At 56.9% G+C, this 12,078-nt stretch carries 11 protein-coding genes; 7 read left to right on the forward strand and 4 right to left on the reverse strand.

Annotated elements, in window-relative coordinates; genetic code table 11:
• Positions 1 to 11 precede the first annotated feature (11 nt).
• Complete coding sequence (glgX, locus tag ACOTZF_RS04565) at positions 12 to 2,087, forward strand: glycogen debranching protein GlgX (protein WP_029883305.1); 2,076 nt, start codon at positions 12 to 14, stop codon at positions 2,085 to 2,087.
• Between the two features lie 2 nt (positions 2,088 to 2,089).
• Here glgX and ACOTZF_RS04570 read toward each other — a convergent pair whose 3' ends face one another.
• Positions 2,090 to 2,638 (reverse strand): winged helix DNA-binding protein, encoded by a 549-nt coding sequence (locus tag ACOTZF_RS04570; protein ID WP_013096572.1) that lies wholly within the window; start codon positions 2,636 to 2,638, stop codon positions 2,090 to 2,092.
• A 215-nt stretch (positions 2,639 to 2,853) separates the two neighbouring features.
• Between ACOTZF_RS04570 and ACOTZF_RS04575 the strand changes: the two genes are divergently transcribed.
• From ACOTZF_RS04575 to ACOTZF_RS04585, 3 genes are read left to right on the forward strand one after another with little or no spacing between them, the layout of a single operon-like run.
• Positions 2,854 to 3,576 carry a DUF969 domain-containing protein gene (locus tag ACOTZF_RS04575; protein ID WP_013096573.1) on the forward strand — a complete coding sequence of 241 codons (723 nt, stop codon included), beginning with the start codon at positions 2,854 to 2,856 and terminating at the stop codon, positions 3,574 to 3,576.
• Positions 3,573 to 4,559 (forward strand): DUF979 domain-containing protein, encoded by a 987-nt coding sequence (locus ACOTZF_RS04580; RefSeq protein ID WP_058684692.1) that lies wholly within the window; start codon positions 3,573 to 3,575, stop codon positions 4,557 to 4,559. Before ACOTZF_RS04575 ends, ACOTZF_RS04580 begins: the two co-directional genes overlap by 4 nt.
• 23 nt (positions 4,560 to 4,582) lie before the next feature.
• Positions 4,583 to 5,578 (forward strand): DUF2891 domain-containing protein, encoded by a 996-nt coding sequence (locus ACOTZF_RS04585; protein ID WP_129251702.1) that lies wholly within the window; start codon positions 4,583 to 4,585, stop codon positions 5,576 to 5,578.
• A 36-nt stretch (positions 5,579 to 5,614) separates the two neighbouring features.
• Here the strand turns inward: ACOTZF_RS04585 and ACOTZF_RS04590 are convergent, their stop codons facing one another.
• Complete coding sequence (locus ACOTZF_RS04590; protein ID WP_129251701.1) at positions 5,615 to 7,024, reverse strand: MFS transporter; 1,410 nt, start codon at positions 7,022 to 7,024, stop codon at positions 5,615 to 5,617.
• A gap of 117 nt (positions 7,025 to 7,141) precedes the next feature.
• On the opposite strand from ACOTZF_RS04590, the gene ACOTZF_RS04595 reads away from it, so the two are divergent.
• Positions 7,142 to 8,053 carry a LysR family transcriptional regulator gene (locus ACOTZF_RS04595; protein ID WP_129251700.1) on the forward strand — a complete coding sequence of 304 codons (912 nt, stop codon included), beginning with the start codon at positions 7,142 to 7,144 and terminating at the stop codon, positions 8,051 to 8,053.
• Here ACOTZF_RS04595 and ACOTZF_RS04600 read toward each other — a convergent pair.
• Together ACOTZF_RS04600 and ACOTZF_RS04605 are read right to left on the reverse strand one after the other, a co-directional pair.
• Entirely contained in the window at positions 8,039 to 9,478 is a 1,440-nt protein-coding gene (locus ACOTZF_RS04600; RefSeq protein ID WP_129251699.1) for a Cu(+)/Ag(+) sensor histidine kinase, read from the reverse strand. The genes ACOTZF_RS04595 and ACOTZF_RS04600 overlap by 15 nt on opposite strands.
• Positions 9,468 to 10,151 (reverse strand): copper/silver response regulator transcription factor, encoded by a 684-nt coding sequence (locus ACOTZF_RS04605; RefSeq protein WP_029883300.1) that lies wholly within the window; start codon positions 10,149 to 10,151, stop codon positions 9,468 to 9,470. The genes ACOTZF_RS04600 and ACOTZF_RS04605 overlap by 11 nt, the downstream gene beginning before the upstream one ends.
• Before the next feature lie 162 nt (positions 10,152 to 10,313).
• Here ACOTZF_RS04605 and ACOTZF_RS04610 point away from each other — a divergent pair, with 162 nt between their 5' ends.
• A complete protein-coding gene (locus ACOTZF_RS04610) occupies positions 10,314 to 11,699 on the forward strand; it encodes an efflux transporter outer membrane subunit (RefSeq protein WP_129317630.1) in 1,386 nt (461 codons plus the stop codon).
• Positions 11,700 to 11,726: 27 nt separating this feature from the next.
• A complete protein-coding gene (cusF, locus tag ACOTZF_RS04615; RefSeq protein ID WP_058679091.1) occupies positions 11,727 to 12,068 on the forward strand; it encodes a cation efflux system protein CusF in 342 nt (113 codons plus the stop codon).
• The last annotated feature ends 10 nt before the right edge of the window (positions 12,069 to 12,078 follow it).

Here is a 12,078-nt window from a genome sequence, read left to right on the forward strand (position 1 = left end):
GGAGAACGAAAATGGCAAAGGAAAATACGTTTGACATACGGGCCGGTCATGGCCAGCAGCTGGGCGCAAATTATGACGGGAAAGGGGTTAACTTCGCGCTTTTTTCAGCTCACGCCGAGCGGGTGGAGCTCTGTCTGTTTGACCCCTCCGGTAAAACGGAAATCGCCCGTCTGGAGCTGCCGGAATATACCCACGAGATCTGGCACGGCTATGTGCCCGACCTCCAGCCCGGCGCGCTGTATGGCTATCGCGTCTACGGGCCTTATGATCCGGAAAACGGGCATCGCTTTAACCCGCATAAGCTGCTCATCGATCCCTATGCCCGTGAACTGGTGGGCGATATCGACTGGAATGATGCCCATTTTGGCTACGAACTGGGTCATGATGCGCTGGATCTGAGCTTTGATACGCGGGACAGCGCGCCGTTCACCCCAAAATGCAGGGTCATCGATCCGAATGCGTTTGACTGGCAGGACCATCAGCGGCCAGCGATCCCCTGGCCGCATACCGTGGTCTATGAGAGCCATGTGAAAGGCTTTACCCAGCTCAACCCGGCGATACCGCCCGAGCTGCGCGGCACCTTTGAAGGCATGGGGCATAAAGCCTCGGTCGATTACATCAAAAGTCTGGGTATCACCGCCGTCGAGCTGCTGCCGGTTCACTGGTTTCCGGACGATCAGCACCTGCTGGACCGCGGCCTGAAGAATTTCTGGGGCTATAACACGCTGGGCTTTTTTGCGCCCGCGTCACGTTATTACGGCCCGGCGGGGATCCAGGGTTTTCGCGATATGGTCCGCGCTTACCATGACGCGGGTATCGAGGTGATTCTGGATGTGGTCTATAACCACACGGCAGAGGGCAACGAGCTTGGCCCGACGCTCTCGTTCAAGGGTATCGATAACTACAGCTATTACCGCACCTTGCCGGATCAGCATCGCTATTACATCAATGACACCGGCACGGGGAATACGGTGAACACCTCACACCCGCGTGTGCTGCAGATGATCATGGATTCGCTGCGCTACTGGGCGGAATCGATGCATATCGACGGTTTTCGCTTCGATCTGGGTACGATACTGGGGCGCGAGCCAGAAGGGTTCGATCCGCGCGGCGGCTTCTTTGATGCCATGACCCAGGATCCGGTTTTATCAAAACTCAAGCTCATCGGTGAGCCCTGGGATATCGGCCCCGGCGGCTATCAGGTGGGCGGCTTCCCGCCCGGCTGGGGCGAGTGGAACGACAAATATCGCGATACCGTTCGCGAATACTGGCGGGGCGATAACGTTCCCACTGATTTTGCCGCCCGCCTGCTGGGCTCGGGCGATCTCTATGATTTACGCGGGCGTCGCCCGTGGGCCAGCGTCAACTTTATTACCGCGCATGACGGCTTCACGCTGAACGATCTGGTGTCGTACAACGAGAAACACAACGCCGATAATGGTGAAGAGAACAACGACGGGCATAACGATAACCGCGCGTATAACTATGGCGAGGAAGGCCCGACCGAGAACCCCGACATTATTGCCACCCGTGAACGGCAGAAACGGAACTTCCTCACCACGCTGTTGTTCTCCCACGGTACACCGATGCTGCTGGCCGGGGATGAGTTTGGCCGGACGCAAAAAGGGAACAACAACGGCTATTGCCAGGACAGCGAGATCTCCTGGATCAACTGGAAAGGGTTGTCAGAAAACGACGTCGCGCTGCGCGAGTTTACCCGGCACCTGATTGCGCTTCGCGCCAAACAGCCGCTGCTGCGCCGGGAGAGCTGGCGAGACGGTCTTGAGATCCGCTGGTTTAACGCCGGAGGAGGACCGCAGCAGTCTGAGCAATGGGAGGAAGGCTCGACAATCGGCGTCTCCATCAGCCGGCCCGATCTCATCCAGGAGGAGGGGATCTGGCACGACGTGCTGATGCTGTTCAACCCGTTCGAAGGCGCCGTGTCGTTCCAGATCCCGCAGTTTGGTGAAGGAGGCTGGGTGCTGGAGCTCTCCACGGCTGGGGAGGTTGCCACGGGCGAGGTCATCACCCGGACCGTGGATTACGAACTGGCGGGACGCAGTATTACTCTCTTCAGACGCCCGTGATGTCAAAGTGATGCCGCCGCCCGTGCGGCGGTGTCATACAGGGATGAAATGGTGCGCAGCAGCTGGGCGGTGTCACCGATAGCGGCACCCGAAATCCCGCTTTCGGCATGTATGTTGATCAGACACGCTTCGCGCACATCCCGGTATTTCATGCACAGTGCTTTTCCCGCCTCCGTGGTGGAAAAGAAAAGCTCTTTTCCTGCTTTTTCACTGGTGACGTAGCCCGCCTTGACCAGCTTTTTCAACGCATAGGTCACCACGTGGGTGTCTTCCACGTTGAGCACAAAACAGATATCGGCCAGCTTCTTCTTGCGATTGCGGTGATTCACATGATGCAAAAGCGAGACGTCAAAGGCCCCCATATCCGGCTCACCGGCCGCGGTCATGCAGCGCACCATCCATTTATTGAACGCGTTACTGGTCATGATCAGCGCGTACTCCAGCTCCGATAGCTCCGCGCAGCGCTCGGAAACCAGATGGCGGGAGGAGACGATCCGGCCGTCGTTAATATCGTCGTGATTCATTGATGCAGCACTTTTCTTCAGGGTCATAACGTTCCTTACGGGAGTGTGGCTGTTGCCCGGAAATGTAAACTCATCGATAAAATAAGAACATTTTATTGATAAATTGTTTACATGTTTTTGCGGTTCAGATATAGCTTTTTAACGCAGGTTTTCGAAGCCTGACGGAAAACACAACATCGCTCGCCGCAAATTAAAAAAATAGCCGTCGGCGCGCAACGCTCACTTTGGATAGGGTAACGTTTATGGACGGTTCTACACTGTTGCCGCTTATCGGGATCCCGGTGGTGGTTATTGGTTTTGCCCTGCGCTTCAACCCGCTACTGGTGGTCGTGGTAGCGGGGCTGACGACGGGTCTGCTGGTTGGGATGGATTTCGGCATGCTGCTGGAAACCTTCGGCGAGAAGTTCGTCAACAGCCGCTCTCTGGCCACATTCATTCTGATCCTGCCGGTTATTGGTCTGCTGGAATATTACGGTCTAAAAGAGCGCGCACAGGCGTGGGTGGCGAAGATCGCCAGCGCCACTTCGGCGCGTATTCTGATGATCTATTTTGTCGCCCGCGAGGGGACGGCCGCGCTGGGGCTGATGTCGCTGGGCGGTCATGCCCAGACGGTGCGTCCGCTGCTGGCACCGATGGCCGAAGGGGCGGCGCTGAACGAGTACGGCGAACTGCCCCAGCATATTCGCGACAAAATCAAAGCCCATGCCGCCGCGTGTGACAATATCGCGGTGTTCTTTGGCGAGGATATCTTTATCGCCTTCGGGGCGGTGCTGCTGATCGACGCTTTCCTGAAGGAGAACGGTATTCAGGGTATTGAACCGCTGCATATCGGCCTGTGGGCGATCCCGACGGCGATTGCGGCATTGATTATTCATATGACGCGTCTGCTGCGCCTGGATGCCAGCATCCGTCGTGACGTGATGGCCTGGAAAGCCGGGCAGGGAACGCAGGAGATCGCGCCATGATGACGCTGCTCACCATTAACCGCGTGTACTACCTGATTGGCTTTGTCGTGATGCTGCTGGTGGTCATGACCCTGCGCGATCGCGCCAACCCCAAACGTTTTACCACGGCACTGTTCTGGTTTCTGTTCGGTGGGATCTTCCTGTTCGGTGACCTGATGGTGCAGGAGCTGGGCCGCTCGCTGGCGTACCGGATCATTGGCGGCGCCGTGATTGTAATTGCCCTGCTGGCAGGCTTTGGGCTGGTCGGTAAAGGGCAGTACAAAATGGCCAGCGAACCCGAGCGTGTTGCCTCCTCAAACCGGCTGAAAAACTGGCTGTTTTTACCGGCCCTGATGATCCCGGTAGTGACGGTTATCGGCACGCTGTTCCTGAAAGGGGTGTCGATTGGCGGAGTTTACCTGCTCGATCAAAAACAGCTCACGCTGGCGGCGCTGTGCGTGGCCTGTGTGGCGGCCATCCTTACCGGCTGGTGGCTGACAAAAGGAACGCCGCTGCATGCCGTCCGTCAGTCTCGCCGCCTGGTGGATACCATTGGCTGGGCGGTGATCCTGCCGCAGATGCTGGCCATGCTGGGCGGGGTTTTTGTGGTGGCCAATACCGGCAACTCCGTGCAGAAGGTGGTCAGCCTGTTTGTGAACCCGGACAGCCGCTTTATGCTGGTGGTGATTTACTGCGTCGGCATGGCGCTGTTCACCATGATCATGGGTAATGCCTTTGCGGCCTTCCCGGTGCTGAGCGCCGGTATCGCCTTACCGTTCCTGATCCACGTGCATCACGGTAATCCGGCACCGCTGCTGGCGATTGGTATGTACGCAGGCTATTGCGGCACGCTGATGACGCCGATGGCGGCGAACTTCAACATCGTTCCCGCCGCGTTACTGGAGCTGAAAGACAAATATCAGGTCATTAAGATCCAGATCCCGACCGCGTTAACCCTGCTGGTGGTCAACGTGTTCTTAATGTATTTCCTCGTGTTTCGCTAAGCGTGGCAACCTAAGGAGCTGTGATGGAATTAACGCAACACCAGGCTGATGCTTTTGCCAGAATGCCTTTGACCTATCTGCGCCAGGAATACCCGAACCACATTATGCATCTGCTCAATGATGACGGGGACGTCCTGCCGCCGCGCGAACTGCATCCCATTTTTTATGGCTGTTTTGACTGGCACTCGGCGGTACACGGCTACTGGCTGCTGCTGCGCTGCCTGCGCCTCTACCCGGAACTGTCGTGCCGGTATGACATTATCACGCTGTTTGCCGACCATCTCACGCCAGAAAAGGTGGCGCAGGAGCTGGCCTATTTCAACGCGCCGTTCCGCGCCTCGTTCGAGCGTCCGTATGGCTACGGCTGGCTGCTGGCACTGGCCCAGGAGCTGAAACAGTCATCGCTGCCGCAGGCGGCAGGCTGGTATCAGACGCTTGCGCCGTTAACGCAGGACATTCGCAACCGTCTGGTGGATTACCTCAGTAAGCTGACGTACCCGATCCGGGTTGGCACGCATTACAACACCGCGTTTGCCCTCGCGCTGGGGATCGATTACGCCCGGGCGGTGGAAGATAACGCCCTGGAGAGTGCCATTCTGGACGCGACGACACGGTTTTATCACGCGGATACCCAGTATCCGGCTCACTATGAACCGGGTGGTGATGAGTATGTGTCCGGCGCGCTGACAGAGGCTCTTCTGATGAGCAAGGTCGCGGAGAATTTCCCGGCCTGGTTCGAGGCGTTTCTGCCGAATATCGGGGCTGTTTCAGCGCTGATGAACCCGGCAGAAGTGAGCGACCGTACCGACCCCAAAATTGCGCATCTGGACGGATTAAACCTCAGCCGCGCCTGGTGCATGAAGCATATTGCCAGTGCGCTGCCGAAGGATCATCCGGCGCAGCAGGCGCTGTGTGATGCGGTGGCGAAACACCTGACGGCGAGCGTCGGGCATGTTGTCGGCAGCCACTACAGCGGTGGGCACTGGCTGGCGAGTTTTGCGCTTCTGGCGCTGGAGTAAATATGGGGGCAGCGTCGCAGGACGCTGCCCTGGCATTTATGCCGTAGCCTGTCGCGCGCGACGCAGTCGGCTAACGCTAAATAATACTGACGCAGTTGACGCGATCACCGCGATCCACAGCGCAATATGAACGGCACCGTCATCCAGCATTTGATGGTCTGATCCTGCGGTCGCAGCCAGCAAAACTCCCACCACGGCGGCACCGAGACACTGGCCGAACGTTCTGACGATGGACAATACCCCGGATGCATAGCTGGCGTACTCCCGGGCAACGTTAGAGAGCATTTCACGGTTATTGGGACTCTGGAAACAGCCAAAGCCGATGCCGCACACCAGGCTCCTGAGGCAGATATCCCAGGCAGAAGGGCTGGCAGGCAGCGACGCCAGCAAAATCAACCCAACGACAAAAATCATCAGTCCAAGCGTGGAGATCAACGGGGCGGAGATCGTGTCTGCCCAACGGCCCGCGTGCGGCGCAATGAGTACGATACCTATCGGCCAGGGGGTGAACAGTAAAGCGGAGATCGCCGGGCTATAGCCGTACACGCTCTGAAACAGAAACGGCAGCGCGATAAAGGTAATGCCCTGACTCACAAACGAGGCCAGCGAGGTTAGGGCGGCGAGGGTAAACCGTCCGTTGCTGAATATCACCGGCGGCAGGATGGGGCTCCGGGCACGGCGGATATGCCAGACAAAAGCGATGAGGCTGACCGTGGCGACAAGTGCCCAGCAAACCGTGCTGATGGCGTGCGCTCTATTCTCTACGCTGTTTGCCGCCATGATCATCGACCCCAGCAGGATCACGGACAACAGGGCACCGGGCACGTCGAACGGGGACCTATCAGAGGCCGTCGCCCGCGGCAGCGCTTTCCAGGCCAGCATCAGGGCAACGGTGCCGGGAATAATGTTGATCGCGAACAGCCATTGCCAGCTCAGTACGTCGAGTATTGTTCCACCCAGCACCGGCGCAATGGCGGTGCTGGCGGCGATAAGCAGGGCGTGTAACCCCAGAATGCGGCCAAGCAGCCGTCCCGGGAATACCGAGCGCAGGATCGCCGGGGCAATACTCAGCGTGGCCGCGCCGCCGATACCCTGCAAAATACGCATCCCGATCAGCATTTCCGGCGTTGTTGCCAGCGCGCAGCCGAGCGAGGTCAGGGTAAACGTAGCCAGTCCTGCCAGAAACACCGGGCGGTAACCCACGCGCGCGGCGAGTGCGGCGAAGATGGCTAACGTCATTGCCGCAGACAGCAGGTAACCGTTAGCGAACCAGACTGCGACATTTGCGGGCACCTGCATCGCGCTGGCCATTGATGGCAGGGCAATGTTGATCATGGTGCCATCGAAGACGCCCATCAACGTGGTGGTCATCACCGCAGCCATCACCCGGGCGCGTTCATGTCCCGGTAACCCTTCGTCGCCGGGTTGGTTTGAAAAGAGCGTCATCGTGTTATCTCCAGGCAAGAATGTTGATGACGACACTATAGTAATGGGTTATACAGGGCGGAAGACGCAGCATTTGCACTTATACGTTGCATCAAACGCCCTGTATGAGGAGGTTTTGTGACCGATCCTGATTTCAACTTGCTTGTCGCGCTCGACATCCTGCTGGCTGAAGCCAGCGTGGCGGGGGCGGCGCGGCGTCTTAACCTGAGCACCTCAGCCATGAGCCGCACGCTGAGCAGACTTCGTGAGGTCACCGGCGATCCGATTCTGGTGCGGGCCGGGCGTCAGATGGTGCTGACTCCGTGGGCCGAAGCCACCCGGGATCGCGCCAGAAATGCGCTGCATGAGGCAAGGGCGGTGCTACAGCCTTCAACGGACACCTTCCGGGCAGAAAATCTTGAACGGGTGTTTACTGTCAGAGCCAATGATGGCTTTGTGGTGGCGTTTGGCCCATTGCTGATTGCGGCCGTTGCGGAAGCGGCGCCGGATGTCTGCATCCGCTTTGCCCCAAAACCGGAGAAAACGTCGCGTTATCTGCGGGAGGGGCTGGTTGACCTGGAAATTGGTGTGCAGAGCAACATGGGGCCCGAAATTCGTCTGCAGCGGCTCTTTGAGGACCGCTTTGTAGGCGCGGTGCGCAAAGGGCATCCACTGGCGGCGCTGCCAGCAGTCAGCCTTGAGGATTATGTCGCCTGGGGTCATGTGGTGACCGCGCCAAATGGCTCATCACACGGTTTTGTTGATGATGCCCTGGCCGCGCGGGGGATGAAACGCAAAATCGCCAGCGTAGTGCCCGGTTTTCCGACGGCCTTATCCGTGGCGCTGGCGTCCGATCTGATTGCGATGGTCCCGGCGTTGTATCTGCTCAATCAACCGATGAGCGAGAACGTGCACATCTTTGAACTGCCGTTCAACACCTGGACCATTACCGTATCGCAGATGTGGCACCCGCGGATGGAACAGGATCCGGGCCACCGGTGGCTCAGAGAGAAGGTGCTAGCGGTGTGCCATCAGTCACGGCACCGATAATATAAAACGGGTCGACACAGCATCGGATTCCACACGCACGTTGCCGTGATGCGCGGTGATGATGGATTTCACAATCGCCAGGCCGATCCCGCTGCCTTCGCCTTTTCGCTGTCTGGACGGATCCACCCGGTAAAAGCGGTCGAACAGCCGGGGCAAATGTGCCTCAGGGATCGGCTTGCCGGGGTTGGCAACGATCAGCTCGCACACGTTTTCCTTTTCGCTTACCGACACGGTCACCGTTTCTCCGTCCGGCGTATAGCGCAGGGCATTGGAGAGCAGGTTATTGATGGCTCTCCGGAACATCTGCGGATCGCCGTCTATCAGGCAGGGCGTGCCGTTAAAACGCAGCGTGATATGGCGTTCTTCCGCCCAGGCTTCGAAGAAATCAAAGACTTTTATCACCTCCGCGCTCAAATCAAAGGTTACCCGGTCAGGGATCAGCTGATTATTATCCGCCTGGGCCAGGAACAGCATATCGCTGACCATTCGGGTCATCCGGTTGTACTCTTCAAGGCTGGAGTACAGCACATCCTCCAGCTCTTTCGGCGAGCGGTTCTGGCTTAACGCAATTTCCGTTTGCGTTACCAGATTGGTGATCGGGGTTCTGATCTCATGGGCGATATCGGCAGAGAAATTTGCCTGACGGGTAAAGACATCCTCAATTTTTTCAATCATGTGGTTAAACGAGATCACCAGCTGCTCCAGCTCAACCGGCACCCGCGACGGCTCAAGCCTCGCATCCAGATTCTCTGAGGTGATATTTTTTATCGCATTGCTGACGTTACGCAGGGGCAGGTGTCCCTGACGTACCGCGATGCGAATGAGCAGAATAATCAGCAGGCTGATCGCCACCGCGATGGCAATCAGGTTCTTTTTCAACGCCTCAAGGTAGTGAAGATGAAAATTAATGGAGAGGCCGATCAGCATGAGATAGTTTTGTTCTTTTCCCTGCAATGTCGCCGTGCCGGAAGAGGCGATAATCCGGTATGTTTCCATCTTCATGTCGGACCCGGCGTGCATCGCCTTGCCAGCGTCCTCCACTGACCAAAGAAACACATCCTGCGCGCGGCGATGGGCGCTGAAATCCGCGGTATTCACCGCTGGCCGGATGGCCTCACCCTGTGAGCTGAAGAGCACATTGCCACGGGGATCGAGCAGCAGGACGGCAACGTTGCGATAGCTGGCCAGCGACTCTTTTATTTTGCTGATTTTCTTTTCATCCGGATCCGCGGGTGACTGCAGTATGCGGTGCATGGCGCGGCTGATTTGTTGCAGATCGCTGATATCCTGCTCGGCAAAGTGCTTTTCAACGGAGTGGAGCATAAACCAGGTAAACGCGAAAAAAGCCAGAATGGTGGAGAGGCTGATAAAGAACGTCAGGCGCAGAGCCAGGGAGAAGGGGCGTCTGGCGGGCTTACTCTGCATCCGGAACCTCCAGCATATAGCCCACGCCGCGCACCGTCTGGATCAGCTTCGGTTCATAATCGTTATCGATTTTGGCGCGTAACCGCTTCACCGCGACGTCAATCGCGTTGGTGTCGCTGTCGAAATTCATGTCCCAGACCTGCGCGGCAATCAGCGAGCGGGGCAGCACTTCACCCTGATGGCGAACAAAAAACTCCAGCAGGCTGAACTCCTTGCTGGTGAGCAGAATGCGGTTTCCGGCGCGGTTTACCTTCCTTGATACGAGGTCGATGCTCAGATCTGCCACCGTAAACTGGCTCTCGGCGATCACCGTATTGCCGCGTCGTAACAGCGTTCTGACCCGGGCGAGCAGCTCAGCAAAGGCAAAGGGCTTAACCAGGTAATCATCCGCCCCCAGTTCCAGGCCTTTCACCCGGTGTTCAATGGTGCCGAGAGCCGACAGCAACAGGACCGGCATTCCCTTTCCGGCAGAGCGGAGCATGCGGATGATATCCCAGCCGTTCACATCAGGAAGCATGATATCCAGAATGAGCAGGTCATAATCGGCGGTCATGGCGAGATGGTAGCCGGTCAGGCCGTTGTCAGCGCGATCCACCACAAAGCCCGCTTCCGTAAGCCCTTTGCTGAGGTACTCACCGGTTTTAATTTCGTCTTCAACAATCAATATTTTCATCACGCTTCCCCGACTGGCTGCTCAGCACATTCTATTGCACCCGCGACCGTTAACAATGACTTACGCCATAAATGACAACATTGTCATTATCCTGTCACCCGTCAAACAGGACGCGTTCAGTAGAGTAGCCCTAAAAATACTCTGGAATTCATCTGAACCGCTATGTTCCTGCTAAAACGACTAAGCATCACTACGGTATTTATCCTGACAGGATGCGTCTCGCTGGCCCCTGAATACCAGCGCCCGACGTCACCGGTACCCCAGCAGTTTTCGCTGTCGCGTAACAGCCTGACGCCCGTGGAGGGCATGTATCATGACACCGGCTGGCGCAACTTCTTCGTCGATCCGCAAATCGCGGGATTGATTACAGAGGCCCTGAAGAACAACCGCGATATAAAAATGGCCGCGCTGAAGGTTGAAGAGGCCCGGGCGCAGTTCAACGTGACGGATGCGGATCGTTATCCTCAGCTGAACGCCTCCTCGGGCGTCACTTACAGCGGGGGGCTAAAGAGTGACAAACCCACCTCACAGCAGTACGACGCGGGACTTGCGCTTAGCTACGAACTCGACTTTTTTGGCAAGCTAAAGAACATGAGCGATGCCGACCGACAAAACTTTTTCGCCAGCGAAGAAGCCCGTCGTGCCGTGCATATTTTGCTTGTCGCTAATGTGTCCCAGAGCTATTTCAACCAGCAGCTGGCCTACAAACAGCTGCGTATCGCGCGGGATACGCTGTCAAATTATCAGCAGTCTTACGCCTTCGTTGAGCAACAGCTGGTGACGGGAAGCACGAACGTGCTGGCGCTGGAGCAGGCCCGGGGGCAGATCGAAAGTACCCGGGCAGAAATTGCCAAAAGAGAGGGGGAGCTGGCACAGGCCAATAATGCCCTGCAGCTGGTCCTCGGAACGTATCGCGCGCTACCTGGCGACGGCGGAATGAACGCCAGCGATATTGTGCCGGTAATACTGCCGCCCCATCTTTCATCGGCAATATTGCTGCAGCGCCCGGATATTATGGAGGCGGAGTATCAGCTTAAAGCGGCCGATGCGAATATTGGCGCGGCGCGCGCTGCCTTTTTCCCGTCCATCTCCCTGACCAGCGGGCTTTCAACGGGCAGCACGGAATTATCTGGCCTCTTCACGTCCGGCAGCGGCATGTGGAATTTTATTCCCAAAATAGACATTCCCATTTTTAATGCGGGCAGGAATAAAGCCAACCTGAAGCTGGCCGAAATTCGCCAGCAGCAGTCGGTTGTGAATTACGAACAAAAAATTCAGTCCGCCTTTAAACAGGTCGCCGACGCGCTCGCGCTGCGGGACAGCCTCAGCCAGCAACTTGCTGCGCAACAGCGGTATCTTGATTCGCTAAACATCACCCTGCAGCGTGCCAGAGGGTTATATACCCGCGGTGTGGTCAGTTATATCGAAGTATTAGACGCGGAACGCGCACTGTTTTCCACGCAGCAAAACATTCTCGACCTTATTTATGCCCGACAGGTTAATGAAATTAATCTCTTCACCGCACTGGGCGGCGGTTGGGTCGAATAACCGCAATTAACTCAACAGGAAAATAATATGCGTAATTCAATGAAGGCCGTTGTATTCGGTGCGATCTCCATGATGTTTTCTGCCGGCCTGCAGGCTGAGGTTCATCAGCACGCAGAGATGAGTGCTGCCAGCGAAGGGGCCACAGAGCAGGTTGTCTCCGGGACTGGCATCGTGAAGGACATTGATCTCACAAACAAAAAGGTAACGATCGCTCATGAAGCCATCCCGGAAATTGGCTGGCCCGCCATGACCATGCGTTTCACCTTTACTGACGCAGACGAAAGTATTAAGGCCGTAAAAGTCGGCAACCACGTGAAATTTTCTTTTGTGCAGCAGGGCAATATCTCTTTACTCAAAAGCATTAAATAGCGGGAAACGG

Origin of the sequence: Enterobacter cloacae complex sp. SHL021, from assembly GCF_049237765.1 — a bacterium.
Taxonomy (GTDB): domain Bacteria; phylum Pseudomonadota; class Gammaproteobacteria; order Enterobacterales; family Enterobacteriaceae; genus Enterobacter; species Enterobacter cloacae.

Bases quoted from the DNA above. Each gene is read 5' to 3' on its own strand.
- ACOTZF_RS04585 (WP_129251702.1), top strand. From the start codon at position 4,583: ATGGAATTAACGCAACACCAGGCTGATGCTTTTGCCAGAATGCCTTTG.
- ACOTZF_RS04580 (WP_058684692.1), top strand. From the start codon at position 3,573: ATGATGACGCTGCTCACCATTAACCGCGTGTACTACCTGATTGGCTTT.
- ACOTZF_RS04590 (WP_129251701.1), bottom strand. From the start codon at position 7,024: ATGACGCTCTTTTCAAACCAACCCGGCGACGAAGGGTTACCGGGACAT.
- cusF (WP_058679091.1), top strand. From the start codon at position 11,727: ATGCGTAATTCAATGAAGGCCGTTGTATTCGGTGCGATCTCCATGATG.
- glgX (WP_029883305.1), top strand. From the start codon at position 12: ATGGCAAAGGAAAATACGTTTGACATACGGGCCGGTCATGGCCAGCAG.
- ACOTZF_RS04575 (WP_013096573.1), top strand. From the start codon at position 2,854: ATGGACGGTTCTACACTGTTGCCGCTTATCGGGATCCCGGTGGTGGTT.
- ACOTZF_RS04610 (WP_129317630.1), top strand. From the start codon at position 10,314: ATGTTCCTGCTAAAACGACTAAGCATCACTACGGTATTTATCCTGACA.
- ACOTZF_RS04600 (WP_129251699.1), bottom strand. From the start codon at position 9,478: ATGCAGAGTAAGCCCGCCAGACGCCCCTTCTCCCTGGCTCTGCGCCTG.
- ACOTZF_RS04605 (WP_029883300.1), bottom strand. From the start codon at position 10,151: ATGAAAATATTGATTGTTGAAGACGAAATTAAAACCGGTGAGTACCTC.
- ACOTZF_RS04570 (WP_013096572.1), bottom strand. From the start codon at position 2,638: ATGACCCTGAAGAAAAGTGCTGCATCAATGAATCACGACGATATTAAC.